Genomic DNA, 26,688 nt, shown 5'->3' with positions numbered 1-26,688 from the left:
CGCGCCTCATCGAGACAGTTCGTCGGGGCTGCACCCACCTCCGACAACAGACACTGGAGTCACCGCTCCAACCGACACGAAGGACAGTTGTGACTGCGACACTCAGCAAGGTAACCACCATCGCCCACTGGGCCGAGGGCAAGAGCTTCGCCGGCAGCGGTGAGCGCACGGCTCCCGTGACCAACCCGGCCACCGGTGTGGTGACCGGCGAAGTGGCCCTGGCAACCGTCGAGGATGCCCGCGCCGTCATCGATGCCGCCGCCGCGGCGTTCCCCGCCTGGCGCGACACCTCGCTGGCCAAGCGCAGCCAGATCATCTTCGCGTTCCGCGAGCTGCTCAACGCCCGCAAGGACGAGCTCGCCGCCATCATCACCAGTGAGCACGGCAAGGTGCTCTCCGACGCCCTCGGCGAGGTCAGCCGCGGCCAGGAAGTCGTCGAGTTCGCTTGCGGCATCCCGCATCTGCTCAAAGGCGGTATGACGGAGAACGCGTCCACCAACGTCGACGTGGCCTCGATCCGTCAGCCGCTCGGTGTCGTCGGCATCATCTCGCCCTTCAACTTCCCGGCCATGGTGCCCATGTGGTTCTTCCCAATCGCCATCGCCGCGGGCAACACCGTCGTGCTCAAGCCGTCGGAGAAGGACCCGTCGGCCGCGCTGTGGATCGCTCAGTTGTGGACCGAGGCCGGCCTGCCCGCCGGGGTGTTCAACGTCCTGCAGGGTGACAAGGTGGCCGTCGACGAGCTGCTCACCAACAAGAAGGTGCGCTCCATCAGCTTTGTCGGCTCCACCCCGATCGCCGAGTACGTCTACGCCACCGGCACCGCCCACGGCAAGCGCGTCCAGGCCCTCGGCGGCGCCAAGAACCACGCCGTGATCCTGCCCGATGCCGATCTGGACCTGGCCGCCGACGCCATGATCAACGCCGGTTTCGGTTCGGCGGGCGAGCGCTGCATGGCCATCTCCGCGGCCGTGGCCGTCGGCCCCATCGCCGACGAACTCGTCGCGAAGATCAAAGAGCGTGCCCACACCCTCAAGACCGGTGATGGCACCAAGGACTCGGATATGGGCCCGCTGGTGACCAAGGCGCACCGCGACAAGGTGGCCTCCTACATCGACGCCGGCGAGGCCGACGGCGCCACCGTCGTCGTGGACGGACGCAACCCGAAGGTCGACGGTGGGGCTGACGGGTTCTGGCTGGGCCCGACCCTGCTGGACAACGTCACCCCCGAGATGAGCGTCTACACCGACGAGATCTTCGGCCCGGTGCTGTCCGTGGTGCGGGTGGACACCTACGACGACGCCCTCGAGCTGATCAACAGCAATCCCTACGGCAACGGCACCGCGATCTTCACCAACGACGGCGGCGCAGCACGGCGGTTCCAGAACGAGGTCGAGGTCGGCATGGTCGGCATCAACGTCCCGATCCCGGTTCCCACCGCCTACTACAGCTTCGGCGGCTGGAAGGCCTCGCTGTTCGGCGACACCCATGCCCACGGCACCGAAGGCGTGCACTTCTTCACCCGCGGCAAGGTGGTCACCACCCGCTGGCTCGACCCGAGCCACGGCGGTATCAACCTCGGCTTCCCGCAGAACAGCTGACCAAGGGACAATCGCACCCATGACATCTGTAAGCGCACACATCCTGCCCTCCGGGCAGGACCTGGACACCGCCATCGCAGAAGGCGCCCGCGCCTACGAGTTGGATCGTCAGCACGTCTTCCACTCGTGGTCGGCGCAGGCGCAGATCAAACCGATGACGATCATCGCGTCCGACGGCCAGTACGTCTGGGACGGCGACGGCAACAAGCTGCTCGATTTCTCCGGGCAGCTGGTGTTCACCAACATCGGGCATCAGCATCCGAAGGTGGTGTCGGCCATCGCCGAGCAGGCCGCGAAGCTGTGCACCATCGCACCGCAGCACGTCAACGCCGCACGCTCGGAGGCCGCTCGGCTGATCGCCGAGCGCACTCCCGGCGATCTGAACCGGGTGTTCTTCACCAACGGTGGCGCCGATGCCGTCGAGCACGCGGTCCGGATGGCCCGTCTGCACACCGGCCGCTACAAGGTGCTCTCGCGGTACCGCTCGTACCACGGCGGCACCGACACGGCGATCAACCTGACCGGTGACCCGCGGCGCTACGCCAACGATTACGCCAGCAGCGGCGTCGTGCACTTCAACGGGCCGTTCCTGTACCGCTCGTCGTTCTACGCCGAGACCGACGAACAGGAATCGCAGCGCGCGCTGGAGTACCTGGAGCGGCTGATCCAGCACGAGGGCGCGACGTCGTTCGCCGCGATCATCCTCGAGTCGGTGCCGGGCACCGCGGGCATCATGGTGCCCCCGCCGGGTTACATGGCCGGGGTCCGGGAGATCTGCGACAAGTACGGCATCGTGTTCATCGCCGATGAGGTGATGGCTGGGTTCGGCCGCACCGGTGAATGGTTCGCCATCCAGAACTTCGGTGTGACCCCGGATCTGATGACGTTCGCCAAGGGTGTCACCTCCGGGTACGTGCCGCTGGGTGGTGTGGCGATCAGCGAGAAAATCGCCGCGACCTTCGCCGACCGCGCCTACCCGGGTGGGCTCACCTACTCGGGTCACCCGCTGGCCTGCGCCGCTGCCGTGGCCACCATCAACGCGATGGAGGACGAGGGCATGGTCGCCAACGCCAAGCGCATCGGAAACGACGTGCTCGGCCCCGGCCTGCGTGAGCTGGCCGCCAAGCACCGCTCCGTCGGCGAGGTCCGCGGGCTGGGCGTGTTCTGGGCGATCGAGCTGGTGGCCAACCAGGCCACGCGTGAACCGCTGGCACCGTACGGCGGCTCCAGCCCGGGTATGAACGCGACGATCGCGGCGTGCAAGGCCAACGGCCTGCTGCCGTTCGCGAACTTCAACCGGATTCATGCGGTGCCGGCGTGCAACATCACCGACGCCGAGGTGGCCGAGGGCCTGCGCGCCCTCGACGCCGCCTTGACGGTGGCGGACGAGCACAGCGTCTAGTCGTATCCATCAACATCGGCCGTCCGAGCTGCTGCTCGGGCGGCCGATGTCGTTTTTCGCCGCTGTCGGTCCACACCGTTGACTTTCCCGCCCAAGCAGGCCATTCTCGTGACGCAGCGCACACACCCGCGGCGGACGGTGCGGGACCGGTCAGAAATGAAAACGTCATTTCCGCAGGCAGAATCTTGTTTTTCTCTCCTGTTGCCGATGCGATATGGTTCGCTTGAACTCAGAGGGAGTAACGTCATTCTCACTTCTTCACCGACGAATCGGAGGTCTTGATGCCGCGCTGCGTGTCTCGTCGGCACCGCGAGCTGCCCTCCGCCGCGACCTCGGCGCGTCCATGAGCGAGACCACCACCGACTCCGCCGAAACGTTGCGTCTCGCCGAGCTCGCCGAAGCCGAGGCCGCCGAAGCCGAAGCGGCCGCCGCTGCCGCCCGTGCCCGTGCCGAGCAGTTGCGTGAACGCCGCACCTCCGACAACGACGACCCCGAGACCCACGCAGACCTTTCCGATGAAGACGGGTCCGACGAGGACGTGTCCGACGAGGACGTGTCCCACGAGGACGGAGCCCGCCCGGCGCGACGCCGGGTCACCGCAGCGGCCGTGCGGACGGTCGCCGAATCCGTGGCGGGTATCGCGGTTCTGGCACTGATCGCGATGAGCGCCTTCTTCCTGTACCAGGCCCGCACGATGGACCGCTATCACGAACAGCGGAGCGAATTCGCCGCCGCGGCCCAGCAGGGTGTGGTGAACCTGATGTCGCTGGATTTCAACAACGCCCAGTCCGACATCCAGCGGGTCATCGACAGCACCACCGGTGAGTTCCACGACGATTTCGCCAGCAGCACAGGAGACTTCCTGACCGTGATGAAGGAGTCCCAGGTCGTCACGACGGCCACGGTGAACGCCACCGCTGTCGAAACGATGACCGATGATTCGGCGATCGTGTTGGTGGCCGCCACCTCTCAAGTCGCCAATTCGGTGAGCAAGCAACCCAATCCGCGGATCTGGCGGTTGAGCGTGACCGTCAGCCGGGTGGGCGATCAGATCAAGATGGCGAAAGTCGAGTTCGTACCGTGAGCACTGACCAGAAATCGCACTCCGGCGCGGTCGATGTCGTCGACGACGACCTCGACGGGACCGAGGTCACCGGCCATGACGCCGAGGCCGATACTGACGAGGTGAGCGACTCGCGCGACGACAGCGGAGCAGAGGCTGTGGACGACGACGGCTCCGATGAGCCGCCCGCACCCGTCACCCGGCGCCGGGCACCGTCGGCGGCATTGGGGATTGCGGTCCTGGGGGTGTTGCTGGTGGCGTCGGCATCGGTGGCCGCCTGGCTGTATTTCGCGCAGTACCGTCCGGCGCAGGCCACCGGACCGGACGCGGCCCAGACGGCATTACAAGCGGCGCAGGACGGCACCGTGGCGTTGCTGTCCTACAAGCCGGACACTCTCGACGCGGACCTGGCCGCTGCGAAATCCCATCTGACAGGTGAATTCCTCACGTACTACACGCAGTTCACTGATCAGATCGTCAAGCCCGCGGCGGCGCAGAAGAAGGTGCAGACCACGGCGAACGTGGTCCGCGCTGCGGTGTCCGACATCCAGCCCGACACGGCAACGGTGTTGGTGTTCGTCAACCAGACCACCACCAGCACCGACCGCCCCGACCCCACGCTGGCCAACAGCAGCGTGCTGGTGCATCTGACCAAGGTCGACGGGCGCTGGTTGATCTCGGAGTTCAAACCCGTCTAGCAGTCCGGTTTCTCGCAGCGGCCGCTGTCGATGATCGCCCGGATCGAACGGCGGCACCGACCGCAATCCGCGCCGGCGCCGCACTTGTCGGCCACCTCGTTGCACGTCGTGGCGCCGGCTGCCACCGCCGCTGCCACCGCTTGGCTGGTGACACCGACGCAGAGGCAGACAAACATCCAGGCGCTCTCGTCAGTTCGCCTCGTCGATGTGACCGGCGGGATCGAGGCGCACCATCGAGTCGAACTCGCCGACGAACAGCGGCGGGTACACCCCGATGCCGGCGTGGCTCATCCACTCCGCCGCCGCGTCGGGATGCTCGATCCAGCGGCGCGCGCTGTCCTCGTCCACGATCTCCTGCAGGATCAGCACCTCCTGGGCTTCGTCGAACGCGTGGAACACCCAGACCTTCCTGATGCCCGCGGATCTGAATCTGCTCTGCGCACGCCGCAATTCGGCCAGCAGCACGTCGATGTCGTCAACGGTCACGATGGCCGAGACCACCACCCCGGGCGGTAGGGGCTGATCGGCGGGATCGGTCAGATCGAACCGCTCGACGATCTCACCGGCGAAGACCGCGGGAATGTCCTCCACGCCCACCGCGTCGAACCAGTCGAGGAACACGTGCGAGCGCATCAGGTCGACGACCGGCTCGCGGCTGTGTACCCCGATCATCACCAACACCCGGCCCACCTCCTGGGTGGACCGGTACACCAGCACATGGTGGGCACCCAGCGCGGCCAACGCGTCCTTGCGGCGTTCCATCAAGGGGCCGACCCGCGACGGGTCGGGTATCCGATAGTCCGACGCGATCACCAGCGAGTGATGTTCGTAGACGTCAGCGACGTTCACCGGAGCCGGTCCTTCATCACCTTCCCGGTGGCGTTGAGCGGCAGCTCGTCGAGGAAAACGACCGAGCGCGGCACCTTGTAGCCCGCCATCCGCTGCTTGCTCCAGGCGATCAGATCGGTTTCGGTCAGCTCGGCACCGCCGGTTTTCAGCACAACGAAGGCCCGGCCCACCTGTCCCAGTCGCTCATCGGGGACTCCGATCACCGCCACCTGGGCGATGGCGGGGTGTTCGAGCAGAAATCCTTCGATCTCGGCCGGATAGGCGTTGAACCCGCCGACGATGAACATGTCCTTCTTGCGCCCGACGATCTGCAGGCGGCCGCTGTCGGTGAACACACCGAGATCCCCGGTGTGTAGCCAACCTTCGGCGTCGATCGCCTCGGTGGTGGCAACCGGATCGTCGAAATAGCCCTGCATCACGCTGTACCCACGAACCAGCACTTCCCCGTCCTCGGCGATCCGCACCTCGATACCGTCGCACGGCGTGCCCACCGTCGTGGCGATATCGGTGAAGGAATCTCCGGGCCGCGACAGCGTCGCGGTGCCGCACTCGGTGAGCCCGTAACCCGTGGCCAGCGTCTGGAACGGCAGCTCCTCGTGCACCCGCCGGATCAACTCCACCGGAATGTCGGCGGCTCCGGTGACACCGGCCCGCAGCGTGGACAGCTTGGACTTGTCGGGTACCGCCAACAGGGAGTGATAGAGCGTCGGCGGGCCGGGAAGCATCGTGATCTGTTCTGTCGCAATGAGTTCCACCACCCGCTGGGCGTCGAAGACCGGCACGGGCAGGATGGTGGCGCCCCGGATCAGGGAGGCGATACAGCCGGCCTTGTAACCGAAGGTGTGGAAGAACGGGTTGACGATGAGGTACCGGTCGCCTTCGCGCAGGTCGGCGAGGTCGCACCACTCCTCGTACAGCCGCAAGGTCTGGAGGTGGTTCATCATCACGCCTTTGGGCCGACCTGTGGTGCCCGAGGTGTAGATGATGTCGGCGATATCAGTACCGGCCAACCAGTCCTGGGGCCGCCGCGTGAACGGTGCGCCGTCCTCGAGGAATCCCGACGTGAGGTCGATCGCCGGTACCCCTGCGGGTGCGGCGAAATCCTGTCCGAGAAACCCGTCCTGGACGAGCACCGCCTTGGCGCCGCTGCGGCCGATGATGTCGCCGGCCTCGTCGGGTTTGAACCGGGTGTTCACCGGCACCACCACCGCGCCGGCGGTGAGCGCCCCGAATGCGGCGATCAACCAGTGCGCGGAATTGGGCGCCCAGATGGCGATCCGGTCGCCTTTGTCGACGCCGAGTCCGGCGACGGCGCCCGCGGCCCGGCGGACCCGGTCGGCCAGTTCGACATAGCTCAGCCGCAATGGCCCGTCGACGACCGCTTCGGCATCACCGAAGCGGTCGCCGACACTCGAGACCATCTCGGGGATGGTCTGCCAACGTGCTGCGAATGCCACTCTCGAAGATCAGGTGGTGACGAGGCGACCCAGGTTGCCGCCCATGATCTTGGCCTGGTCCTCGACGGACAGGTGATCGAGCGCGGTCACGTAGTGAGTGGGCTCGGCCAACCCCTCCGGGTGCGGCCAGTCCGAACCGTAGAGCACCTGGTCGACGCCGATCAGGTTGATCAGGTCGTCGATGCCCTCTTCGTAGAAGGGGCTGACGTAGATACGGTTCTTGATCTCCTCCATCGGGTTCCCCAGGAAGGCCTCGGGGGCTTTCTTCCAGACCTCGGCCATCGAGTCCAGCAGGGGGAACATCCACTTCGAGCCGGCTTCGACGATGCCCACCTTCAGCTTCGGATGCCGGAACAGCGCACCGTGAATCACCCAGGACGCCACCGCATCCTGGATCGGGCGCCACTCGTTGAGGATCGACATGGCGTTGGTCTGGAACGGCAGCATCTCCTGTGCGCCGCCATCCCACTCCGAGGTGTAGCGCGAGTACCCACTGTCGGAGGAGTGCATGCCGACGAACACGTCGTGCGCGACGCAGCGCTCCCAGAACGGGTCGAATTCGGGCAGCGCGAACGAGCGCGGGCCGCGGAAGCCGGGCACCGGCGCCGGACGGATCAGGATGGCGCGGGCCCCGCGGGCGACGGCCCACTCCAGCTCCTCGATGGCCTTCTCTACGATCGGCAGCGTGATCACCGGCGTGGTGAAGATGCGGTTCTGGTAGTTGAAGCCCCACACCTCGTCGAGCCACTGGTTGAGCGAGTGGATCAGAACGTGGATGGCCACCGGATCATCGGACAGGCGTTCCTCGATCAGGCTGGCCAGCGTCGGGAACATCAGGCTGCGGTCGACACCGAGCTCGTCCATGACCTTGATTCGCGGTTCGGGCTCGAAGAACGCCGGGATGGCTTTCATGGGCTCGCCGAACAGCTCACGCTTGCTCTTGCCGTCGGGGTTGCCGTATTTGAAGTATTCCTCCCAGGCGCCCGGCTTGGCGACCACCGAGAAGGTGGGATTCGGGATGTAGTTGCTGATCTGGCCTTTGAGCGCGATCTTCGTGCGGCCGTTGACCTCGACGTACTGGACGACGTCCTTGTATTCCTTGGGCAGGAACTTGGTCATCGCCTCCGGCGGCTCATACAGGTGGTTGTCCGCATCGAACAGCGGAAACGGAATGTCGACTCGGTGCGACAGTTGCCCCATGGAATTCTCCCTTCCAGTTCGTGAGAATCATATTCTCACAGTGGCCTAGTGGCAATCGCCCCGAGGGGTCGAATTCCGTTCCGCTTCGAGTGAGCGACGCACCAGGTACTTCTGCACCTTGCCGCTCGGGGTCCGCGGGAAGTCCTGGCCCTCGGGGACGGAATGCACGTACTCGGGCCACTTCTGGCGGGCCAGCCCGCAGGTCGCGAGATGGGTCCGCACGTCGTCGAGGCTCGGCGCCGGCCGGCCCGGCAGCAACCGCACCACGGCCGCGGCCCGTTCACCCAGCCGGTCGTCCGGCACGGCCACCACGGCGGCCTCTGCCACCCCGGCCAGCGACAACAGCAGGTCTTCGACCTCGAGAGCGCTGATGTTCTCACCGCCGCGGATGATGATGTCGGACTTGCGGTCGGTGATGGTCAGATAACCGTCGTCGTCGAGCATCCCGATGTCACCGGTGTGGTACCACCCGTCGGCATCAAAAGCCTTGGCCGTCAACGCCGCATCGGTGTAGCCGAGGCACAGGTCGGGCCCGCGCGAGAGGATCTCGCCGTCCGCGGCCAGCCGCAGCTCCACCCCGGGCAGCGCACATCCGTCGGTGTAGAGCCGCTTTGCTTCCGGCGCGCTGTGGTGCGAACCCGTGATCGACGGATGCTCGGTACTGCCGTAGGAGCGGTAGACGATGACACCGAGGTCGGCCAGCCGCCGGGTGACCGCAGCCGGGACCGACGACCCGCCGAGGCCGGCGTACCTCATGTGGGGCAGGTGAGCGGGCCGGAAATCAGGATGGTCGAGCAGGCTGGTGATGAAGTACGTCGCTCCCCCGCCGACGGTGAGCCCGTCGGATTCCATCAAGGCGAGTACGCGTGCCGGATCCCAGACATCGGCCATCTGGATCGGGGCCCCGTCGAGCACCGGGATCAGCAGTGCGTTGAGCATGCCGATGAAATGCCCGACCGGCGCCGCGGTCAGTTGGGCGCCGCGGTCCGCCGGGTACAGCGCGGCCAGCTGCCGGGTCTCGTGAACCAGGCTGTAGTGGCTGTGCACCACACCTTTCGGCGCGCGGGTGGTGCCCGAGGTGTAGGCGATCAACGCCGGCCGGCCGGGATCGCAGCCGTGCACACCGCGCAGTGGTTCGTCGGCCAGCAGGGCGTCGAAGTCGCAGGGCTCATCGGTTCGGCTCCCCGCCCGGGTTCGCCCCTCGCCCCTGACCATCGACCGGGCGCCCACCACGCCGACCACCGAAATGTTCTCCGCCACTTCGGCGTCGAACTCCATCCGGCCGAAACGCTCGGCGGTGATGTACACGGCCGGCTGGGCGTCGGCGAAGATGTGGGTCAATTCCTTGCGGCCGTAGAAGTGCACGATCGGAACCACCACCGCGCCGAGCAATGCCGACGCCCAGAAGGTCGCAGCGGCTTCCATCCAATTCGGCAGTTGCACGGCGATGACATCGCCGGGGCCCACACCGCGGTCCCGAAGACCAGCGGCCAGTCGCCGGGCCGTCAACTCGACATCGGCGAACGTGCCCCGGTACGGCCGCACCGCCGAATGCACGCAGAACTCGGCGTCGGGCGCTGCCGCCAGTCCCGCGGCCAGCAGATCGCCCAGCGTATCGGGCGTCCACCACCCCCGCGTGAGATACCGTTCGCGCAGTTCGACCGGGATTTCGCGCATCGGGGAAAGCTCCTGGCGTAGGCGGGGGAACCGTTCCGCGATGTTATTCTCCTGATCGGAGAATGCCAATACCAGTATGGGAGAACCAGTGGTTGAACTGGAGTTCGAGGACGGTCTGGCGGTCATCACGATCAACCGGCCAGAGGCCCGCAACGCCATCGCCCCGCTGACCATGGATCAGCTCGACGACGCCCTTGACCGAGCCAAAGGCGCCCTGGCGCTGGTGATTCGGGGCGGCGGCGACCGCGCGTTCGTCTCCGGGGGCGATCTCAAACAACTCGCGACACTGCGCACCGAAGAGGCTGCCGCCGCGATGGCCGAACGCATGCGGTCGGTGTGCGACCGGATCGCCGGTTTCCCCGCTCCGGTCATCGCCGCCCTGAACGGTCATGCACTCGGCGGTGGCGCCGAGGTGGCGGTGGCCGCCGATATCCGCATCGCCGCCGACGACATCAAGATCGGCTTCAACCAGGTGGCGCTGGAGATCATGCCGGCCTGGGGCGGGGCCGAACGTCTTGCGGCGCTCGTCGGGCGCGGGCGGGCGCTGATGCTGGCCGGCAGCGGCACGATCCTGACCGCCGCCGAGGCCGAACGCGCCGGTCTGGTGGATCGGGTGCTGCCCCGCGCCACGTTCGAGGAAGGCTGGCGGCTGCTCGCGCGGTCCCTGGCCAACCGGCCCGCCGGCGAGATCAAGCGGGTGCTCGACGGCGCCGGCCCCGCCGAAGCCATCGGCGCGTTCGCCCGGCTGTGGGTCTCCGATGAGCACTGGGCCGCCGCGGACAAGGTCATGAAGAAGTGATTTCGGCGCGCTGGTAACCGCTGAGCGGTTACCAGCGCGCCGAAATCGCTAGGACTTGGCCCGGGCCAGCGCGCGGACGCTCGACTCCGGTTTGCGTTCACCCTCGAGGTAGGTCAGCCACTTCTCGGCGAACCGCAGCGTCTCCTGGTGGCCGATGGTCATGTCGAGCATCTGCTCCTGCACCAGCGCCTGCGTGGCCCCCGTCATGAGCACCATCAACACCGTGGGTGAGAACTCCTCGAAGTCGACTTCGTAGCGTTCCATCGCACTGGTGAGCGCTTTGATCTGCTCGGTTCGAAACATCGCGGCGTACCTGGCGATCTCGGCACGAAGCGCCTTGCGGTGGTTGGCAAGAGCGATGAACTCCATGGTCAGCGCCGTACCCGCCGGCTCGGTGGTGAGCTCCCACAACGCCCACAGCGGTTGCGGTGATGTCAGGGCCAGCTGGTGATAGTGCAGCATCTGCTCGGCCCGGCGGCGGAACATCTCGAGGAACAGATCATCCATGGTGCGGAAGTAGTAATGCACCAGCTGGGGTTTCAGGCCGGCCTTCTCGGCGATCCGGCGCGAGGTCACCGCGGCATAGCCCTCGTCACGCATCAATTGCTCTGCGGCATCGAGGAGGACGATCCGGTTCTTCGCGTCGGGAGCGCCGAGTCTACGAGGTGAGGTCATCAGTTCCCCCCGCGTCGTCGGCCGATGCCGCTGTCTGCACTGCCTACCTGCCCTTTCGTCGCATGCCATCGTATCGCCACATTGCCGATCCTTGACCGTGCGCCAGACCACATGCTAAGCAGGTGCTCAGCACCTGTCAGCCCGTTCAGGAGACTTCGTGACATTGCCCTCTGATTGCGAAATGCCCGATTACGACTCCCTCGACTTCTTCACCGACCCGTCGCTGGTCCCGGACCCGTATCCGTACTTCGATCACCTGCGGTCGAAATGCCCGGTGCTGAAGGTGGGGCCGTATGGCGTCGTCGCGGTCACGGGCCACGACGAAGCCAGCGTCGTCTACAAGGACCCGGCCCTGTTCTCGTCGGCGATCGCCGTCGGCGGTCCGTTCCCCCCGCTGCCGTTCACCCCGGAGGGCGACGACATCACCGAGCAGCTGGAGGCGCATCGCGCCGAGCTGCCGATGAGCGAACACATGGTGACGATGGATCCCCCGCAGCACGGACGCGCGCGATCGCTGCTCAACCGGCTCCTGACGCCCAAGCGGCTCAAGGAGAACGAGGAGTTCATGTGGCGGCTGGCCGACGAGACCATCGACGAGTTCATCGACAAAGGCCACTGCGAGTTCCTCACCGACTACGCCAGTCCCTTCTCGATGTTGGTGATCACCGACCTCCTGGGCGTGCCGGTGGAGGACCGCGACACCTTCCGCGACGTACTGGCCACCCCGCGGGAAGGAATGCGGGTGGGGGCACTGGACCATGAACCGTTGGCGCACAACCCACTTGCCTGGCTGGACGACAAGTTCGCCAACTATCTGCAGGAGCGCCGCGACACCCCGCGCGAGGACATCCTGACGGGGCTGGCCACAGCGTTGTACCCCGAGGGTGACACCCCCGAGATCGACGACGTGGTCAAGAGCGCGACGTTCCTGTTCGCCGCCGGTCAGCACACCACCACCAAACTGCTGTGCGCCATCATCCGGGTGTTCGCCGAACAACCCGACGTGGTGACGGCACTGCGGGCCGACCGCAGCAAGATCCCCAGCTTCGTCGAGGAGATGCTGCGACTGGAGAGCCCGGTCAAGAGCGCCTTCCGGCTCGCCACCAGGTCCACCGAGATCGGGGGCGTCGAGATCCCGGCGGGCACCACCATCATGCTGTGCCCCGGCGGCCTCAACCGCGATCCCCGCAAATTCGACAATCCCCACGAGTTGAAGGTCGACCGGCCGAATGTCCGGGAACACCTGGCATTCGGGCGCGGAAACCACTCGTGCCCAGGGGGTCCGCTGGCCCGGGTGGAGGGCAGGGTCACCGTCGAACGGCTGCTCGATCGACTCGATGACTTCCGCATCTCCGATGAGAAGCACGGTCCCGCCGACGCCCGGCGCTTCACCTACGAGCCGACGTTCATCGTCCGGGGTCTGACCGACATCCACATCGAGTTCACTGCGCGGCCCACTGCCAAAGGCCAGTGACCACCGTGACCGCCAGTACCGCATCCGACATCCGCTACGACCCCTACGACCTGGAGCTCAACGCCAACCCGTATCCCATGTTCAAGCGGATCCGGGAGGAGGCGCCGCTCTACTACAACCCCGAGCACGACTTCTACGCGGTGAGCCGCTTCGACGACGTCAACTCCGCGGCGTTCGACCACGCCACGTTCAGTTCGGCCCGCGGAGCGGTGCTGGAGATCATCAAGTCCGGTATGGAGATCCCCTCTGGGACACTGATCTTCGAGGATCCCCCGGTCCACAATATCCACCGCAACTTGCTGTCGCGGATGTTCACCCCGCGCAAGGTGATGGCGCTGGAACCGCGGATCCGTGAGTTCACCGCCCGCTGCCTGGACGCCTGTGCCGATACCGGCCGCTTCGACTTCGTACAGGACCTCGGCGCCGAGATGCCGATGCGGGTCATCGGCATGCTGCTCGGTATCCCCGAGGCCGATCAGAAGAATGTGGTGGATCACGGCGAGGCCACACTCAAGACCGAGCGGATGGACAGTTTCGCCACCGGGGAGGTGTTCGCCGACTACATCGATTTCCGCTCCAAGCACCCGTCCGACGACATCATGACCGAACTGCTCAACGCGGAGTTCACCGATGAGACCGGCACCCGGCGCACGCTGCGCCGCGATGAACTGCTGCTGTACCTGACCGTGATCTCCACCGCCGGCAGTGAGACCACCACCCGGCTGATCGGTTGGGCCGGAAAGGTTCTGGCAGAACATCCCGACCAGCGCCGTCAGCTCGTCGAGGACCGCACACTGCTGCCGCAGGCCATCGAGGAGCTGTTGCGGTTCGAACCGCCGGCGCTGCAGTTGGCGCGTTATGTCACTCGTGACGTCGAGTTCTACGGGCAGACGGTGCCGCAAGGAAGCGCGATCCTGCTGCTGATCGGCGCCGCCAACCGCGACCACCGCCGGTTCGGGCCCGACGGCGACGTCTTCGACATCAATCGGGAACTCAAGCAGCACATGACCTTCGGTGTCGGTACCCACTTCTGCATGGGTAACGCGCTGGCACGACTCGAAGGCCGGATCGCCCTGGAGGAAGTGCTGACCCGCTTCCCCACCTGGGAGGTCGACTACGACGCCGCGAAGATGTCCACCACCACCGCGGTGCGCGGGTGGGAATCGATGCCCACCGTCGTCCACTGACGTTTTCTCACCCAATCAACGAAAGGAACCACCCATGGCTGGAAGAGTTGAGGGGAAGGTCGCGTTCATCACCGGCGCGGCCCGCGGCCAGGGCCGCGCGCATGCCGTGCGGTTGGCGCAGGAGGGCGCCGACATCATCGCCGTCGACATCTGCAAGCAGATCGACAGCGTGCGGATTCCGCTGTCGACGCCCGAGGACCTGGCCGAGACCGCCGATCTGGTGAAGGGCCTCAACCGGCGGGTGTACACCGCCGAGGTGGACACCCGCGACTTCGACGGCCTCAAGGCCGCCGTCGACGCCGGCGTCGAGCAACTGGGCCGGCTCGACATCATCGTGGCCAACGCCGGTATCGGCAACGGCGGCGAGACTCTGGACAAGACCAGCGAGGGTGACTGGTCGGACATGATCGACGTCAACCTCGGCGGTGTGTGGAAGACCGTGAAAGCCGGTGTGCCGCATATCCTTGCCGGCGGCCGGGGCGGATCGATCATCCTGACCAGTTCGGTCGGCGGGTTGAAGGCCTACCCGCACACCGGTCACTACGTCGCCGCCAAGCACGGTGTCGTGGGCCTGATGCGGACGTTCGCCGTCGAGCTCGGCGCGCAGAACATCCGGGTGAATTCGGTGCACCCCACCAACGTGAACACCCCGCTGTTCATGAACGACGGCACCATGCGGCTTTTCCGCCCCGACCTGGAGAACCCGGGCCCCGACGATATGAAGGTCGTCGGACAGCTGATGCACACCCTGCCCATCGGCTGGGTCGAGCCCGAGGACATCGCCAACGCGGTGCTGTTCCTGGCCTCCGACGAAGCCCGCTACATCACCGGGGTCACGCTGCCCGTCGACGGCGGCAGCTGCCTCAAGTAACTTCCCCCTCCCCCGCGAGCGAGCGTGTCTGTACCGATCCTGTCGGCGTGTTGCGTACAAATGCGTTCACTCGTGGGGGTTTGTCCGTGACATCTCGCTGGGTGCCCGATGACGGCACCGCCCTGCCGATTCCCGCCGACGCCGAGCACCTCCGGCGCGGCGGACCCGAATTCCTCACCGATGCGTTCCGTCGTTTCGGCGCACTGACCGGCGCGGACCGGGTCACCGCGATCACCGAGTTCGCTGAATGCGGCGGTGGCAGCACCGGTCGCAAACTGCTGCTCGGCGTCGAATACGCCGACACCCACAACGGCCTGCCGACCGAGCTGTTCGTCAAGTTCTCCCGCGATTTCGACAATCCCAGACGCGACCGCGGCCGAACCCAGATGGACTTCGAAGTACGGTTCGCCCGCCTGTGCCGCGACCACCCGGTACCCGTGGCGGTTCCGCGCAGCCTCTTTGCCGGCTATCACCAGGAGTCCGGCACCGGACTGCTTGTCACCGAACGCATTCCGTTCGGCACAGGGCCGGTGGAACCGCACTACGACAAGTGCCTCGACTACCAGATGCCCGAACCTCTGGCGCACTACCGGGCGCTGCTGTCCGCCGTGGCCGCGGTGGCCGGTGCGCACAAGGCCGGCACGCTGGGCCCTGCCGTGTCGAGGGGCTTTGCATTCGACCCCGACCGGGTCACCGTCGGCCGGCGACTACCCGTGACAGACGCCGAACTGCGTGACAAGGTGGCGCGGTACGGCACCTTCGCCGGCGCCCACCCGGGTCTGCTGCCGAACGACCTGCGCAGCACCGCGTTCATCGGCCGGATGGCCAAGGAGGTGGCGCTGATCCACCGCCGCTACGACGCGATCATCACCACGTTGTCCGCGACGAGGGACCATGTGGCGCTGTGCCATTGGAACGCCAACGTCGACAACGCCTGGTTCTGGCGCAGCGCCGGTGCCATCACCTGCGGCTTGCTCGACTGGGGTTGCGTGAGCGAGATGAACGTCGCGATGGCGCTGTGGGGTGCGCTGTGCAGCGCCGAAAGCGAGATCTGGGAGCGCTCCCTCGACGTCCTGTTGGGACACTTCGCCGACGAGTTCCGCCGCGCCGGTGGACCCGAGCTGGACCTCGAACTGCTGCATACCCAGGTGGTGCTGTACGCGACCGTGATGGGCGTGACGTGGCTGCTCGACGCGCCCGCCTACATCGCGGCGGTGGTACCCGATCTCAGCGGCGTGCGCGACAGGTACGACCCCCGGTTCAGCGGTAGCGAAGTGGCACGAACACAGCTACGGATGCTGACGAACTTCCTCGGCCTCTGGGCTGCCCACGATGTCGTCGGCATGTTCGAGCCTCAGTAGAGGTAGACCACCAGCACACCGCCCCAGAGCACGACCAGCCAGCCGTCGGTGGCCAGCCGCAGCCACACCGGCGCGGTTCGCACCTCCATGAAGTGCCGAATGATCAACCGGGCCTTCACAAGACCGAGCACCAAGACCACGACGGTGATGGTGGTGCTGGGCGCCGGCGGACCGGCGTGCCGCGCCGGGCCAAGCCACCAGGACACCACCGTGATGAGCGAGAGAACCAACCACACCACCGTGGTGGACGAACGTAACGCCGTCACCTCATCACCTCATCACATACACCAGCGCGAAGATGACGATCCAGAGCAGATCGACCATATGCCAGTACGTCGCACCCGTTTCCACCATGGACACCCGGCGCTGCATACGCAGTTCCACGAACACCACACCGAGAAACACCAGACCCAACACCACGTGGAACAGATGTACACCGGTGAGCATGTAGTAGAACATGAAGAAGTCGTTGCTCGGAAAGGTATATCCGGCAGCTACTTTCGACGTCCACTCGTAGGCCTTGATCACCAGGAACAGCACACCGCAGGCACCACCGCACAACGTGAGCCGCAGCGCCCGCCGATACTCGCCTGCGCGCGTGGCCGCCACGCTGGTGGCCACGAACCACGAACTGGCCAGCAGCACCAGGGTGTTCGCCACCCCGGCCGTCAGGCTCAGGTGCTGTTGGGAAGCCAGGAACAGATCGCGCTCCTGGTGCCGGTGCACCATGAAGATCAGGAAGCACGCACCGAAGATGACCAGGTCGCCGAGTACGAACACCCACATGCTCACATCACTCGGCAGATGATCGCGCAGGTGCCGTTCGTCGCGCGCTGTCGTTGTCGTCATCAGTCTTGGATCACTTCACCGGGACGCTGATTCTTGATGGCCACATAGAGCAGGCGGATGATGCAGAACTCCCACACGACGAAGACCGCGGTGCCCAGCCAGAAGCTGATGGAGCCGTTCCACGCGAGCGGCCCGGAGCGGAAGACGAAGACCGGACCGGCCAGCAGTTCGGTAACGATCATCCAGATCGACATGTAGGCAAGCCACTTCGGGAAGACGTTGTTGCTGTCCAGGAAGATGGCCAGCGCCAGCACGGCGTTCTGGGCCACAAAGCACCCCAGCGAGCCGACGAAGGACAGCAGCCCGAGATCGTAGAGCATGGCGATGAGCGCCGGATCTCGATCGGGCCGAAACGCCGCCGCGAGGAACGCGAATGCCGCGAAGAGGCATCCGGGCAGGGCGCCGACTGCGAGCGAGACGATGTAGCCGTAGGCGAACACCGGCGACACCGACATTCGTTTGATCTGCAGCGCGATCAGGGCGTTGGCCACCGAGGTGAAGCCGATGAAGAACATCAGCAGGCCGAAACCGATCTTGATGGTCGACGCGTTTTCGGCGAAGAAGGCCACCATCTGCGCTTCGGTGATATCGGGGCGCGGCGGAGGCATGACACGGGTGAGGACAACGAAGATGAGCCCGAAGATGTTGTAGAAGACCGGAATCGTCCACCAGCAGATCAGCTGGTCGAGATTCCTGCCTGGCGCGACAGTGGTCACGCCGCGACACTTTCGGTGCGCACCGCGGCCTCGTCGATCTCCTGTTGCGTGATCGCGCGGCACAGCATCACGAACATCACCACGAGGAACACCGTGAACGCCCCGAGCCGGCCCCAGAACGAGATGAGGCCGTTCCATGCCAGTGGCCCCGAGGTGAACACGACGGCGCAGACCGCTGGTGTCATGGCCGCCGCGCAGACGATCGCCAGGTGGGCGACCCAGCGCGGGAAAACCGGCTGTGGGCGGGTGTCGAAGTAGATGCCTGCGGCCAGCGACAGATTCTGCACCACCAGCATCCCCACCGGGGCGATGAAGATCAGCCACGCCAGATCGTTGAGCAGCAGGGTCAATTCGGGATTGCGCTCGGGCCGGAACGCGGCGACCAACCAGAAGATGTCGGCGATCGCGAACAGCGTCGCCCCGGTGGCGACCGCGGCCAGGTAGCTGTAGGCGAAGACATGGCTCGGCGTCGCCATCCGCTTCATCTGTACGACGACCACCATGAAGAAGGGCACCAGCATGATGGCGCAGAGGTTGAACGTGATCATCGAGAACCGGATCATCGCCGAATTGTCGGCGTAGAACGCCGCCACGTCGTCGGCGCTCAACTGCGGCGACATCGGCGGCCAAAACCCGGGGAACGTCGCGAAAGCGATGACCAGGATGGCACCGAAGAATGCCGTCAGCCACAAGCTGATCCATTGTGCGCGGGTATTCACTTGCGCTACACCCACTTCCGTCGTCCTCGGACGTCACACCACGAGGGGCCCGCACCCGACAGTAGCCGATCGGCTAGCCGTGACACAAGGGATTGGTTCTGTTACGCCCCTTGACTGCCCGAACCCCCGCACGTAGCGTCATCGGCATAAGTGGGGTGGCGCCCCGTTTTTACCCTGAGGAGCACGTCTACATGCTCGACGCACAACACCTCGTCGCAGTCCGTCGCAGTCTGGGCCCGGTGGGGTTCGCCATGCCCAGCATCGGTCTGAGCGCGGTCCCACCGGTGCGGCAGCAGATCGATGCGGTCCGGCGGCTCGAAGCCGCGGGCTATCGCAACGGCTGGGCGAACGAAGGTGTCGGCGGTAAGGACGTCTTCGTACAGCTGGCCGTGCTGCTGGCCGCCACCGAGCACATGACCTTCGGAACGTCGGTGACCCCGATGTGGGCTCGTCCGCCGATGGTCCTGCACGCTGCCTCACATCAACTGGCCGAGGCGTTTCCCGGGCGCTTCCTCCTGGGCCTCGGCTCCGGTTACGACTTCATGGCCCCGCTGGCGGGCCTCGAATACCACAAGCCCCTGGCCCAGTTGCGCCGCTATGTGGCGACCATGCCCGAACCCGTCCCCCTTTTCGACGTGCCCGCGGTCGATTACCCCACTGTCCTGGCGGCCAACGGCCGGCGCTCGGTGCGCCAGGCCCACGAGATCGCCGACGGTGTGTTCCCGTCCTTGATTCCGCCGTCGTACGTTAAGGAGATCCGGTCTGTGACGGGCAGCGAGAAGCTCGTCATCGTGGGACTGACGGCGTATGTGGACGACGATGAAGCGGCCGCCCGAGCCGCCGCCCAGCGCAGTGTCGTCGAGATCTTCGGCCGGCCGGACCTTCCCTACGCGCGGGCACTGGACAGCCTGGGCTACACCGCCGAGGAACGGGCCACCGGCGGCGCGCGCCTGACTGCGGACATTACCGCGGCAGGCTCGGGGGCCGCCGTCGCCGCAGCTGCCAAACGCTATCTCGACGCCGGCGCCGACCATGTGGTCTTGATGCCGGTAGCACCCGACTTCGGCAGTGGCGTGGACAGATTGGAGTCCATCGCCGCCCACGTCACCGCGCTTTGATGCCGTCGAAGGCCAACGACCGCAGTCGTGGCCCGCTGGCCCGGTCATGCTCGGTGGCCAGCGCCACCCCGCCGACGAGCGCATACAGGTCCTCGACGGTGACCTCCGACCGCACCGCGCCCGCGGCGATCGCCCGTTCCAGAAGCGGGCCGCCCGCCTCCGCCAGCAGTTGATGGCAGGCCTGGCAGGACGCGTGGCCACCGGTGTGCAGCACTGCGGCGGCCAGGCCCCGGACTTCGGCGAAGTACTCACCCACCGCGTGTAACCACTGCGTCAAGGCCTCCGCCGGGTCCCGCTCCCGGGCGTAGGCGCCGGCCCGCTCACACAGCTCCCGGACGGTATCGGCGAACACCGCATCGATGAGCTCCCACCGCGACGGGAAATGCCGGTGCAGCGTCGCCGAGCCGACACCTGCACGGCGGGCGATCTCCTCGAGCGAGCCGTCGGCGCCGTCGCGCAGGAACACCTCGGTGGCCGCGGCGATCAACCGCCCCCGGCTGCGCTGGGCATCGGCACGTAGCGGACGGGGCGTTGCCACGCTAGACACCTCCGACAGGCAGGTTCAGCATGCGTTGGGTGAGGCTCAGCAGCGCAGCTCTGAGGGTGTCGTCGTCCACATCGGCGATCAACGGGTTGGCCACCGCACCGGCGATCGCCGCCGACAACACCGCTGCCGATACCCGCGCCTCCAGATCGTCGTCCTCGTCGAGCAAAACCGCGTACAGCCGGGTCATGAACGCGCGGAACGGCTCGTGTTCGCCGAGCAGCCGGATGATCACGGGATCGAACTGCAGCGTCGCCACCCAGCGCCGGCGCGCCACCGTCATGTCGATGACATTGCCCAGCAACAGCTTCCGGGCCATCGGCCGGCTGGGTTCGGCTTCGGCGGCGATCAGCGCCTTCTCCAGGCGGCTGAGTTCGTCGGCCGTGACGGCGATGACGATCTCTTCTTTGGTGCGGAACTGGTGATAGACCGCGGCCTTGGTGACGCCGATGGCGTCGGCGATCATCTGCAGCGAGGTGCCTCCGACGCCGTGCTCGACGATCAGGTCGAGTGTCGCCGCCATGATGCGGCGTTGCGCGGCGGTGCGCTTCTGGTCGGCGAGCACGACGCCAGCGTAGCCAACCCCGCTGGGCGACGATGCGACTGCGGGGAACGAGCAGTCGAGGAGGAGAGCCGGCACCATCAGCCCCCGCGGTGGGCACTCAGCGTGCCGCCTTGCTGGCCTTTCTCGAACGGCCGCCCATCGCGGGTTCGGTGCCGATCACCCCGTCGGCTTCGGCCGCGTCGATCTCGTCGTCGGTGAGTCCGAGACTCGCCAGGATCTGGCGGTTGTGCTGGCCGAGCAAGGGTGCCGGTTCGCGGTGGAATCGACTGACGCCGAACGGTTCAGGAACCGGCAGTGTGGTGTGGGGTGCGGTGCCGTTGACCGGATGGGTGACGGGTTCGAAGAAGCCGCGGTGGGTGAGCTGCTCGAGCTCGGTCTGGCGGTGCGGTTGCATCACCTTGGCCACCGGCACCCCGGCGGGCCACAGTGCCTCCACCACGGCGTCGGTGCTGCGCCGGCGGCACCACGCCGAGAGCTCGTCGTCGAGCATGTCGTGCTGAGCGCGCCGATCCTGAGCGGTCAGTATGCCTTTCGCCCATTCCGGCTCGCCCAGCGCGGCCCGCAGCGCCGACCACTGGTCATCGGTGGCCACCGCGATCGCCACCCAGCAGTCCTGGCGCCCGAACTCGTCGATGTCAGCGGTCAGATAGAAGTTCTGCGGTGCGGCCGCCGGGCCCCGATTGCCTGCGCGTTGCAGCAGCGCGCCGTGGGCGGTGTATTCGATGACCTGCTCGGCGGCGACGTTGAGGGCCGCGTCCACCATGGCCGCCTCGACCAGTTGGCCCTCGCCGGTGCGCCGCCGGTGTTCCAGCGCCAGCAGCAGCGCGTTGAGGGCATGGATGCCGGCGTTCGGGTCGCCGACGGAGTACGGCTCGTACGGGTTGCGGTCGGGGTAACCGGTGAGCCAGGCCAGCCCGGAGGCATCTTCGATGATGTAGGCGAAGGCTGGGTTGTCCCGCCACGGGCCGTCGAGCCCGAAGCCGGGCATCCGCAGCATGATCACATCGTCACGCAGCGCCCGCACACTGTCGTAGTCCAGGCCCAGCTGGTCGATCACCCGTGGGGTGAAGTTCTCCACCACCACGTCGCAGGTGGCGATGAGCTTGCGCAGCAGCTCTTTTCCGCGCTCGGTCTGGAAGTCGAGGGTCAATCCCTGTTTGTTGGTGTTGAGCGACGAGAAGATCGGGGACTTCTCCCACCACTGCGGTTCGGTGACCGCCACCCCGGCGATCAGCCGGGTTCCGTCGGGTCGTGGGGTGGACTCGAGATGGATCACCTCGGCGCCGAGCATCGCCAGTATGTGGGTGCAGGACGGCCCCGCCCAGAACGTCGTCATGTCGAGAACCCGGAGCCCGGCAAAGGGCAACCCGGGGGTCTCGACGCGCGTCGGCTGGGACCGGCGATCGCGGTAAAGATCGGTGTGCTCCCCCAGCCGGGGTGCCGGCTGCGGTGCGCGCAGTGCGCTCCTGCTGAACCGGTACGGGTGGCCGGGCTGGATGAACCCGTCGCGCGGGTTGCGGACGAACACACCGCGTTCCTGGTAGTGGTCGAAGGTGGTGACATTCGCGCCGTTGCCCACCGGCGAGTTCGGGATCCGGAACGCCGATGCGAGGTCACGGATGTCGTCGACCTTCTCACCGGCCAGCCACTCGTAGAGTTCCGTGGCGTGCAGGTTGGCTTGTTCGGTGATCGACAGCGGGGACTGCTCGTCGATCCATTCGACGTGGCCGGACATCGCGCACAGATCGAACCACTGCTGGGCGGTGCCGCAGCCCAGCGCCACCAATCCGTCGGAGGCCTGCGCCACCCCGGGTACCGTCGGCCGCCGCTCGGTGCGCCACGGCCGGCCCAGCACCTCGAAGAACGTCACCGGGTAGTAGGTCAGGCCCGTGATCTGTGCTTCCAGCATGGACAGGTCGACCAGCCGACCGCCGCCGGCGGCTCGGGCGGCCAAGGTCATCGCCGAGGCGTAGGCGCCGGCCAACCACTCACCGACCTGACCGCCGACATGGACCGGCGCCCTGTCCTGGGAGCCTCGGCCCAGCCCCATCGCGCCACCGGACCAGGCCTGCAGCGTGAATTCTGTTGCGGCCCTGTCTTTCCAGGGCCCCTCGAGGCCGAACGGGGTGAGGGTGGTGACGACCAGATGCGGGTGGCGATCCCGGATCTCCTGCGGCGTGACACCGGGCCCAGGTGACCACACCACCGCGTCGGCGCCGGACAGCAGCTTCTCGAGAAGATGATCGTCGGCGATCACACTGTGCTTGCCGCCGGCCAGGAAGCTGAACAGCGGCCCGCCGGCGATCGAGTCCACCGGCGAACCCGACGCCGACCATGCCCGAAGCGGGTCACCCTCGGGCGCTTCGACTTTGATGATCGTTGCGCCCGCGTCGGCGAGCAGCTTGGTGCAGTAGCCGCCGGCGATCCCGCTGGACAGGTCCACCACGGTGTAGCCCTCGAGCGGCGCCATGGGTCAGTCCTTGTTGCGGTTCGACTTGCTCAGCCGGAAGTCGGGTGGGAACTTGCTGTCGTTGTCGTTGACCGCGGCGGCCAGGCCGCTGTCGATGGCTTCGCCCATGTCGAGATCGTCGGCGTCGTCGTTGGCCACGCCGCTGCCCATCGATTCGAAGAACGCCGACAGCAGCGAACCCATGTACTCACCCTGATGCTGTTTGTAGACCTCGAAGAACATCTTCTGCATGAAGACGGTGTCGACCGGCCGGTTCCGCGCGCATGCCAGCGCGTACTTCTGCGTCTCGGCCTCGAGTTGCCCGCGCGGAACCACCTTGTTGAGGAAGTTGCACTTCTCCATGTCCTCGGCGGTGAACGGCCTTCCGGTGAAGACCATCTCCTGGAACTTGCGCAGGCCCATCATCTGCACCCAGGTCCACATCCGCGGTCCCCAGCCGTAGTACCGGAACGAGGGATGCCCGAAAAGCGCGTCGTCGCTGGAGATCACGAGATCGGCATCGGCGCATTGGTAGAAGTGCCAGCCGTAGCAGTAACCCTTGGCCTCCACGATGCTGATCTTCTTCAGCTCTTGCAGCGGCCGGTTGCCGGCCTGCACATTGGCGTACCACCCGCTGATCGTGGAGCCATTGCGGAATGTTCCCTTGGGCGGGTAGTTGATATCCCCCAGACTCGGATCCTGCAGTTTCAGCTCGGCAAGGCGCTTGTCGGGTTGGTCGACGCCTTCCATGAACTCCGGTAGGTCAGCCCCGCTGCCCAGATTGTCACCGACTCCACGGATGACGACGACCTTGACGTCGTTGTCCACCGACGCGGCACGCAGCACGTCGGCGTAACGCAACCGGGCCAGCGAGGTGGGAGCATTGAGGAATTCGGGCCGGTTGAACGTGATCGTGGCGATCTTGGTCTTGGGATCCTTCTCGTAGAGGATGATCTCCTCGGGCGAGGGACGTTCCGCCATCCATGCACTCCTTGTTCGAGGGATTTGTGGAGTATCAGCGGGGGTACGCGCCGGTCACGCTCCACAACTCGCGGTATAGGACGGCGCTTCGGTGAGGACCCGCGGACCGTCGTCGGCCACCAGCACCGCATCACGGGTGAACACCGCGCCGAGACCCGGTTCCCAGACGTAACCGGTCACCGCCAGCACCATGCCGCACTCCAGGCGCTCTGCGGCGGCGGTGGCAGGTAGGTGGGGCGAGACCACCGGAGGGTCGAAGCCCAACCCGAGACCGTGTGCCACCGGCATCTGCGGTAGCGGTTCCCCCGCCACGTCGTAGGCATCGAGCAGTTCGGTGGCGGCCGCTCCCGGCCGGCACGCCGCGACCAGGCGCTCCCACAGCTCTTCTGAGCGCCGGTAGAGCTTCTGGGTGCGCCCGGTGTCGATGTCCCCCACCGGCCAGGTGCGGCCCACTTCACCGACGTATCCGTCGGCAAGCACCCCGGCGGCGATGGCCACCAGGTCGCCGTCCTGCACTCGGCCGTCCCCGCCAGCGCGGCGGCCAGGCTCCTCACGAGAGGTGACCCACGCGGCGTCCTGGGTGGCCGGCGTGCAGACACCGCCGGCCGCTTCGGCTTCGAAGAGCACCCCTGCCAGCGCCTGTTCGGTGATTCCCGGCTTCAGCTCGGCGACGGTGCTGGCCAGCGCCGACTCAGCGACGCGCAGCGCCGCTGTGAGGGTTCGCACCTCGTCGGTGGTCTTGAGCCGGCGCGCGGCGCGCATCGCGGGTTCGGCATCGACCAGTTCGGCATTGGGGAAAGCCATCGGCAGCAATTGCGCGAATGTCGGTGTGAGCGCGTCGGTTCCGACGCGTTTGGCCTCGGCGGCGCCGGTGACCTGTGTGAGCACTCCGATCAACGTCATCGGGTTCCAGGCCAGACCGTACAGGTGATCGTGGGCGATTTCGTCGGGGATGCCCTCGTCCCAGGTGCTGTTCAAATGGATCTCGCCGGTGCCCCGGATAACCGCGCAGATGGGCCCGAACGGCCGGGTGCCGGCGACCCAGAGTTGGGGCGCGCCGGTGACATAACGGACGTTGGCCTGGCGGCCCAGGATCAGGATGTCGAGGTCGTAGGCCTCCATCTGGGCCAGCGCCCGGTTCCGTCGGCCGCTTCGCAGCGTCTTGGGGTCCGGCAGGATCTCCAGCTTCATGAGCGGGTTCCATACGGACTGTACGGATAGTCGGTCAACGACGCGTAGCCGTCTTCGGTGATCACCACGATCTCCTCACTGCGGTAGCCTCCGGTGCCGTCCTCCCAGACCACCGGCTCCAGCACCAACAACATCCCGGCCGGGAACACGAAGTTGTCGTCGAATTCCTGGCCGAGATCCGTTCCGATCATCGGCATCTCGGCCGCGTTGGTCCCGATACCGTGACCGAGATAGAAGTGCGGCAGCCATGGCTTGGTGCCGCCGTTGGCGGCAATGGCCGCCCGCGCCAGATCCCCGCAGGTTGCGCCGGCCTTGGTGACCTTGAGTACCTCGTCGAGGATGAACCGCCACTTGTGGAATTGATCATGTTGGCGTGCAGTCGGTTCCTGGCCGACGATCCAGGTGCGACCGAAGTCCGAGCAGTACCCGTTGTAGGTGATGCTGACGTCGGTCCACAGCACGTCGCCGGCTTCCAGTTCCTTCTCGGTGGTGAGCAGCGGCAGTGCGAGATCACCCGTGGTGGTCCAGGTGCCTTCGGCTTTCGAGGTGGGCATCACCTGCCAGATGGCCTCCAGCATGTTCGCCGTGGCGCCGAGTTCGAAGGCACGCCGGACGAACTGCGCTGACAGATCGATCTGGCGCACCCCCGGCGCCAGCGATCTCTGCACGTCCACCACGGCCTGTTCGGTGATCCGGCAGGCCCGTCGCACGCACGACATCTGATCCGGTGTCTTGACCAGCTTCGCGGGCCCGATCACCTGCGCGGCGTCCGACGGCGGACCGGCCCGGAAGATCGTGGCCGACGCCCGGCGCATGGCACCGGTCAGCTCGTCGACGGCCACAGAGGCATCAGCGGAGATCAACCCGCCGATGATGCGCGCGAAATGCTGCACACCTTCGTCGAATTCGAGGTACAGGGCGTCATGCAGGTGGTCGGCGGGGATATCGGTATCGACGATCAGACTTTCCCGCCGCGGCATGAACAGGTGCGGATGCTCGTCATCGGCCAGCACCACGGCCACCGGCCGCTCCACATGGGACAGACCGGCGTCCAGGAGGGGCCAGCTGACCCCGGTGGCGTACACCACGTTGCCGTTGCCCAGCAGGATCAGGGCATCAACGCCCTTGTCCTTCATGGTCGCCCGCAGCCGCGCACCGATCTCCCGGTACATGCGGGACTTGTCGGGCCACTCCGGGATGTCGGCGTCGGTTCTGACCGGTGTCTGGGTGAAGGCCGGTTCG

26 protein-coding genes are annotated in these 26,688 nt (G+C 66.4%); 10 read left to right on the top strand and 16 right to left on the bottom strand.

What is annotated here, in order from left to right; all coding sequences use genetic code 11:
* Positions 1-89 precede the first annotated feature (89 nt).
* The 4 genes from AC3A6P_RS19635 to AC3A6P_RS19620 all read left to right on the top strand — a co-directional run bounded on the left by AC3A6P_RS19635 (position 90) and on the right by AC3A6P_RS19620 (position 4,764).
* Positions 90-1,601 carry a CoA-acylating methylmalonate-semialdehyde dehydrogenase gene (locus AC3A6P_RS19635; protein ID WP_487693368.1) on the top strand — a complete coding sequence of 504 codons (1,512 nt, stop codon included), beginning with the start codon at positions 90-92 and terminating at the stop codon, positions 1,599-1,601.
* A 19-nt stretch (positions 1,602-1,620) separates the two neighbouring features.
* A complete protein-coding gene (locus AC3A6P_RS19630) occupies positions 1,621-3,003 on the top strand; it encodes an aminotransferase class III-fold pyridoxal phosphate-dependent enzyme (protein WP_487693367.1) in 1,383 nt (460 codons plus the stop codon).
* A 343-nt stretch (positions 3,004-3,346) separates the two neighbouring features.
* Complete coding sequence (locus AC3A6P_RS19625) at positions 3,347-4,087, top strand: hypothetical protein (RefSeq protein WP_487693366.1); 741 nt, start codon at positions 3,347-3,349, stop codon at positions 4,085-4,087.
* The gene (locus tag AC3A6P_RS19620; protein ID WP_487693365.1) at positions 4,084-4,764 is read left to right on the top strand and encodes a hypothetical protein; all 681 of its coding nucleotides are present in this window, start codon (positions 4,084-4,086) and stop codon (positions 4,762-4,764) included. Before AC3A6P_RS19625 ends, AC3A6P_RS19620 begins: the two co-directional genes overlap by 4 nt.
* On the opposite strand, the gene AC3A6P_RS19615 is transcribed toward AC3A6P_RS19620, so the two are convergent.
* The 5 genes from AC3A6P_RS19615 to AC3A6P_RS19595 are packed head-to-tail and all read right to left on the bottom strand — an operon-like array spanning position 4,761 to position 9,947.
* A complete protein-coding gene (locus tag AC3A6P_RS19615) occupies positions 4,761-4,940 on the bottom strand; it encodes a (2Fe-2S)-binding protein (protein WP_487693364.1) in 180 nt (59 codons plus the stop codon). The genes AC3A6P_RS19620 and AC3A6P_RS19615 overlap by 4 nt on opposite strands.
* Before the next feature lie 13 nt (positions 4,941-4,953).
* On the bottom strand, positions 4,954-5,613 hold the full coding sequence (locus AC3A6P_RS19610; RefSeq protein WP_487693363.1) for a fatty-acid--CoA ligase: 660 nt from the start codon (positions 5,611-5,613) through the stop codon (positions 4,954-4,956).
* Positions 5,610-7,034 (bottom strand): FadD3 family acyl-CoA ligase, encoded by a 1,425-nt coding sequence (locus tag AC3A6P_RS19605; RefSeq protein ID WP_487693501.1) that lies wholly within the window; start codon positions 7,032-7,034, stop codon positions 5,610-5,612. Before AC3A6P_RS19605 ends, AC3A6P_RS19610 begins: the two co-directional genes overlap by 4 nt.
* Positions 7,035-7,079: 45 nt before the next feature.
* The gene (locus AC3A6P_RS19600) at positions 7,080-8,270 is read right to left on the bottom strand and encodes an amidohydrolase family protein (RefSeq protein WP_487693361.1); all 1,191 of its coding nucleotides are present in this window, start codon (positions 8,268-8,270) and stop codon (positions 7,080-7,082) included.
* A 45-nt stretch (positions 8,271-8,315) separates the two neighbouring features.
* Positions 8,316-9,947 (bottom strand): AMP-binding protein, encoded by a 1,632-nt coding sequence (locus tag AC3A6P_RS19595; protein WP_487693360.1) that lies wholly within the window; start codon positions 9,945-9,947, stop codon positions 8,316-8,318.
* Positions 9,948-10,035: 88 nt separating this feature from the next.
* Between AC3A6P_RS19595 and AC3A6P_RS19590 the strand changes: the two genes are divergently transcribed.
* Positions 10,036-10,746 (top strand): enoyl-CoA hydratase/isomerase family protein, encoded by a 711-nt coding sequence (locus AC3A6P_RS19590; protein WP_487693359.1) that lies wholly within the window; start codon positions 10,036-10,038, stop codon positions 10,744-10,746.
* Positions 10,747-10,794: 48 nt separating this feature from the next.
* On the opposite strand, the gene AC3A6P_RS19585 is transcribed toward AC3A6P_RS19590, so the two are convergent.
* Positions 10,795-11,421 (bottom strand): TetR/AcrR family transcriptional regulator, encoded by a 627-nt coding sequence (locus AC3A6P_RS19585; RefSeq protein ID WP_487693358.1) that lies wholly within the window; start codon positions 11,419-11,421, stop codon positions 10,795-10,797.
* A 181-nt stretch (positions 11,422-11,602) separates the two neighbouring features.
* On the opposite strand from AC3A6P_RS19585, the gene AC3A6P_RS19580 reads away from it, so the two are divergent.
* The 4 genes from AC3A6P_RS19580 (at position 11,603) to AC3A6P_RS19565 (ending at position 16,314) form a co-directional block, all read left to right on the top strand.
* Positions 11,603-12,895 carry a cytochrome P450 gene (locus tag AC3A6P_RS19580; protein WP_487693500.1) on the top strand — a complete coding sequence of 431 codons (1,293 nt, stop codon included), beginning with the start codon at positions 11,603-11,605 and terminating at the stop codon, positions 12,893-12,895.
* On the top strand, positions 12,892-14,082 hold the full coding sequence (locus AC3A6P_RS19575; protein ID WP_487693357.1) for a cytochrome P450: 1,191 nt from the start codon (positions 12,892-12,894) through the stop codon (positions 14,080-14,082). The genes AC3A6P_RS19580 and AC3A6P_RS19575 overlap by 4 nt, the downstream gene beginning before the upstream one ends.
* A 34-nt stretch (positions 14,083-14,116) precedes the next feature.
* Positions 14,117-14,953, top strand: a complete 837-nt coding sequence (locus tag AC3A6P_RS19570; RefSeq protein ID WP_487693356.1) for a mycofactocin-coupled SDR family oxidoreductase — start codon at positions 14,117-14,119, stop codon at positions 14,951-14,953.
* Positions 14,954-15,039: 86 nt separating this feature from the next.
* Positions 15,040-16,314: a hypothetical protein gene (locus AC3A6P_RS19565; RefSeq protein WP_487693355.1), complete on the top strand. Its 1,275-nt coding sequence runs from the start codon at positions 15,040-15,042 to the stop codon at positions 16,312-16,314.
* Here the strand turns inward: AC3A6P_RS19565 and AC3A6P_RS19560 are convergent.
* The 4 genes from AC3A6P_RS19560 to AC3A6P_RS19545 are packed head-to-tail and all read right to left on the bottom strand — an operon-like array spanning position 16,308 to position 18,598.
* The gene (locus AC3A6P_RS19560; protein WP_487693354.1) at positions 16,308-16,580 is read right to left on the bottom strand and encodes a cytochrome C oxidase subunit IV family protein; all 273 of its coding nucleotides are present in this window, start codon (positions 16,578-16,580) and stop codon (positions 16,308-16,310) included. The genes AC3A6P_RS19565 and AC3A6P_RS19560 overlap by 7 nt on opposite strands.
* Before the next feature lie 4 nt (positions 16,581-16,584).
* The gene (locus AC3A6P_RS19555) at positions 16,585-17,163 is read right to left on the bottom strand and encodes a cytochrome c oxidase subunit 3 (protein ID WP_487693352.1); all 579 of its coding nucleotides are present in this window, start codon (positions 17,161-17,163) and stop codon (positions 16,585-16,587) included.
* Positions 17,163-17,879 (bottom strand): hypothetical protein, encoded by a 717-nt coding sequence (locus tag AC3A6P_RS19550; RefSeq protein WP_487693351.1) that lies wholly within the window; start codon positions 17,877-17,879, stop codon positions 17,163-17,165. The genes AC3A6P_RS19555 and AC3A6P_RS19550 overlap by 1 nt, the downstream gene beginning before the upstream one ends.
* Positions 17,876-18,598, bottom strand: coding sequence for a hypothetical protein (locus AC3A6P_RS19545; protein WP_487693350.1), 723 nt, complete (start codon positions 18,596-18,598; stop codon positions 17,876-17,878). The genes AC3A6P_RS19550 and AC3A6P_RS19545 overlap by 4 nt, the downstream gene beginning before the upstream one ends.
* A gap of 191 nt (positions 18,599-18,789) precedes the next feature.
* Here AC3A6P_RS19545 and AC3A6P_RS19540 point away from each other — a divergent pair, with 191 nt between their 5' ends.
* Entirely contained in the window at positions 18,790-19,716 is a 927-nt protein-coding gene (locus AC3A6P_RS19540; protein ID WP_487693349.1) for an LLM class flavin-dependent oxidoreductase, read from the top strand.
* Here AC3A6P_RS19540 and AC3A6P_RS19535 read toward each other — a convergent pair.
* The 6 genes from AC3A6P_RS19535 to AC3A6P_RS19510 all read right to left on the bottom strand — a co-directional run bounded on the left by AC3A6P_RS19535 (position 19,703) and on the right by AC3A6P_RS19510 (position 26,618).
* Positions 19,703-20,254: a TetR/AcrR family transcriptional regulator gene (locus AC3A6P_RS19535; RefSeq protein WP_487693348.1), complete on the bottom strand. Its 552-nt coding sequence runs from the start codon at positions 20,252-20,254 to the stop codon at positions 19,703-19,705. The two genes, AC3A6P_RS19540 and AC3A6P_RS19535, sit on opposite strands and share 14 nt — an antisense overlap.
* A 1-nt stretch (position 20,255) precedes the next feature.
* Positions 20,256-20,783 (bottom strand): TetR/AcrR family transcriptional regulator, encoded by a 528-nt coding sequence (locus AC3A6P_RS19530; RefSeq protein WP_487693499.1) that lies wholly within the window; start codon positions 20,781-20,783, stop codon positions 20,256-20,258.
* A 139-nt stretch (positions 20,784-20,922) separates the two neighbouring features.
* Positions 20,923-23,295, bottom strand: coding sequence for a CaiB/BaiF CoA-transferase family protein (locus AC3A6P_RS19525; RefSeq protein WP_487693347.1), 2,373 nt, complete (start codon positions 23,293-23,295; stop codon positions 20,923-20,925).
* Between the two features lie 3 nt (positions 23,296-23,298).
* Positions 23,299-24,255: an enoyl-CoA hydratase/isomerase family protein gene (locus AC3A6P_RS19520; RefSeq protein WP_487693346.1), complete on the bottom strand. Its 957-nt coding sequence runs from the start codon at positions 24,253-24,255 to the stop codon at positions 23,299-23,301.
* Positions 24,256-24,309: 54 nt separating this feature from the next.
* Positions 24,310-25,446 (bottom strand): M24 family metallopeptidase, encoded by a 1,137-nt coding sequence (locus AC3A6P_RS19515; protein WP_487693345.1) that lies wholly within the window; start codon positions 25,444-25,446, stop codon positions 24,310-24,312.
* Entirely contained in the window at positions 25,443-26,618 is a 1,176-nt protein-coding gene (locus tag AC3A6P_RS19510; RefSeq protein ID WP_487693498.1) for a M24 family metallopeptidase, read from the bottom strand. The genes AC3A6P_RS19515 and AC3A6P_RS19510 overlap by 4 nt, the downstream gene beginning before the upstream one ends.
* Positions 26,619-26,688: the final 70 nt, after the last annotated feature.

Source organism: Mycobacterium sp. Soil_C_30, from assembly GCF_057656995.1.
The sequence above is the reverse complement of the archived record's forward strand: the minus strand, read 5'-3'. Positions and strand labels throughout refer to the sequence as shown.

Excerpts from the sequence above, each read along its gene's own strand:
- AC3A6P_RS19515 (WP_487693345.1), bottom strand. The coding sequence starts at position 25,446 with ATGAAGCTGGAGATCCTGCCGGACCCCAAGACGCTGCGAAGCGGCCGA.
- AC3A6P_RS19615 (WP_487693364.1), bottom strand. The coding sequence starts at position 4,940 with ATGTTTGTCTGCCTCTGCGTCGGTGTCACCAGCCAAGCGGTGGCAGCG.
- AC3A6P_RS19605 (WP_487693501.1), bottom strand. The coding sequence starts at position 7,034 with ATGGTCTCGAGTGTCGGCGACCGCTTCGGTGATGCCGAAGCGGTCGTC.
- AC3A6P_RS19540 (WP_487693349.1), top strand. The coding sequence starts at position 18,790 with ATGCTCGACGCACAACACCTCGTCGCAGTCCGTCGCAGTCTGGGCCCG.
- AC3A6P_RS19570 (WP_487693356.1), top strand. The coding sequence starts at position 14,117 with ATGGCTGGAAGAGTTGAGGGGAAGGTCGCGTTCATCACCGGCGCGGCC.
- AC3A6P_RS19600 (WP_487693361.1), bottom strand. The coding sequence starts at position 8,270 with ATGGGGCAACTGTCGCACCGAGTCGACATTCCGTTTCCGCTGTTCGAT.
- AC3A6P_RS19580 (WP_487693500.1), top strand. The coding sequence starts at position 11,603 with ATGCCCGATTACGACTCCCTCGACTTCTTCACCGACCCGTCGCTGGTC.
- AC3A6P_RS19585 (WP_487693358.1), bottom strand. The coding sequence starts at position 11,421 with ATGACCTCACCTCGTAGACTCGGCGCTCCCGACGCGAAGAACCGGATC.
- AC3A6P_RS19625 (WP_487693366.1), top strand. The coding sequence starts at position 3,347 with ATGAGCGAGACCACCACCGACTCCGCCGAAACGTTGCGTCTCGCCGAG.
- AC3A6P_RS19595 (WP_487693360.1), bottom strand. The coding sequence starts at position 9,947 with ATGCGCGAAATCCCGGTCGAACTGCGCGAACGGTATCTCACGCGGGGG.
- AC3A6P_RS19525 (WP_487693347.1), bottom strand. The coding sequence starts at position 23,295 with ATGGCGCCGCTCGAGGGCTACACCGTGGTGGACCTGTCCAGCGGGATC.
- AC3A6P_RS19530 (WP_487693499.1), bottom strand. The coding sequence starts at position 20,783 with ATGGCGGCGACACTCGACCTGATCGTCGAGCACGGCGTCGGAGGCACC.
- AC3A6P_RS19510 (WP_487693498.1), bottom strand. The coding sequence starts at position 26,618 with ATGTACCGGGAGATCGGTGCGCGGCTGCGGGCGACCATGAAGGACAAG.
- AC3A6P_RS19520 (WP_487693346.1), bottom strand. The coding sequence starts at position 24,255 with ATGGCGGAACGTCCCTCGCCCGAGGAGATCATCCTCTACGAGAAGGAT.
- AC3A6P_RS19555 (WP_487693352.1), bottom strand. The coding sequence starts at position 17,163 with ATGACGACAACGACAGCGCGCGACGAACGGCACCTGCGCGATCATCTG.
- AC3A6P_RS19630 (WP_487693367.1), top strand. The coding sequence starts at position 1,621 with ATGACATCTGTAAGCGCACACATCCTGCCCTCCGGGCAGGACCTGGAC.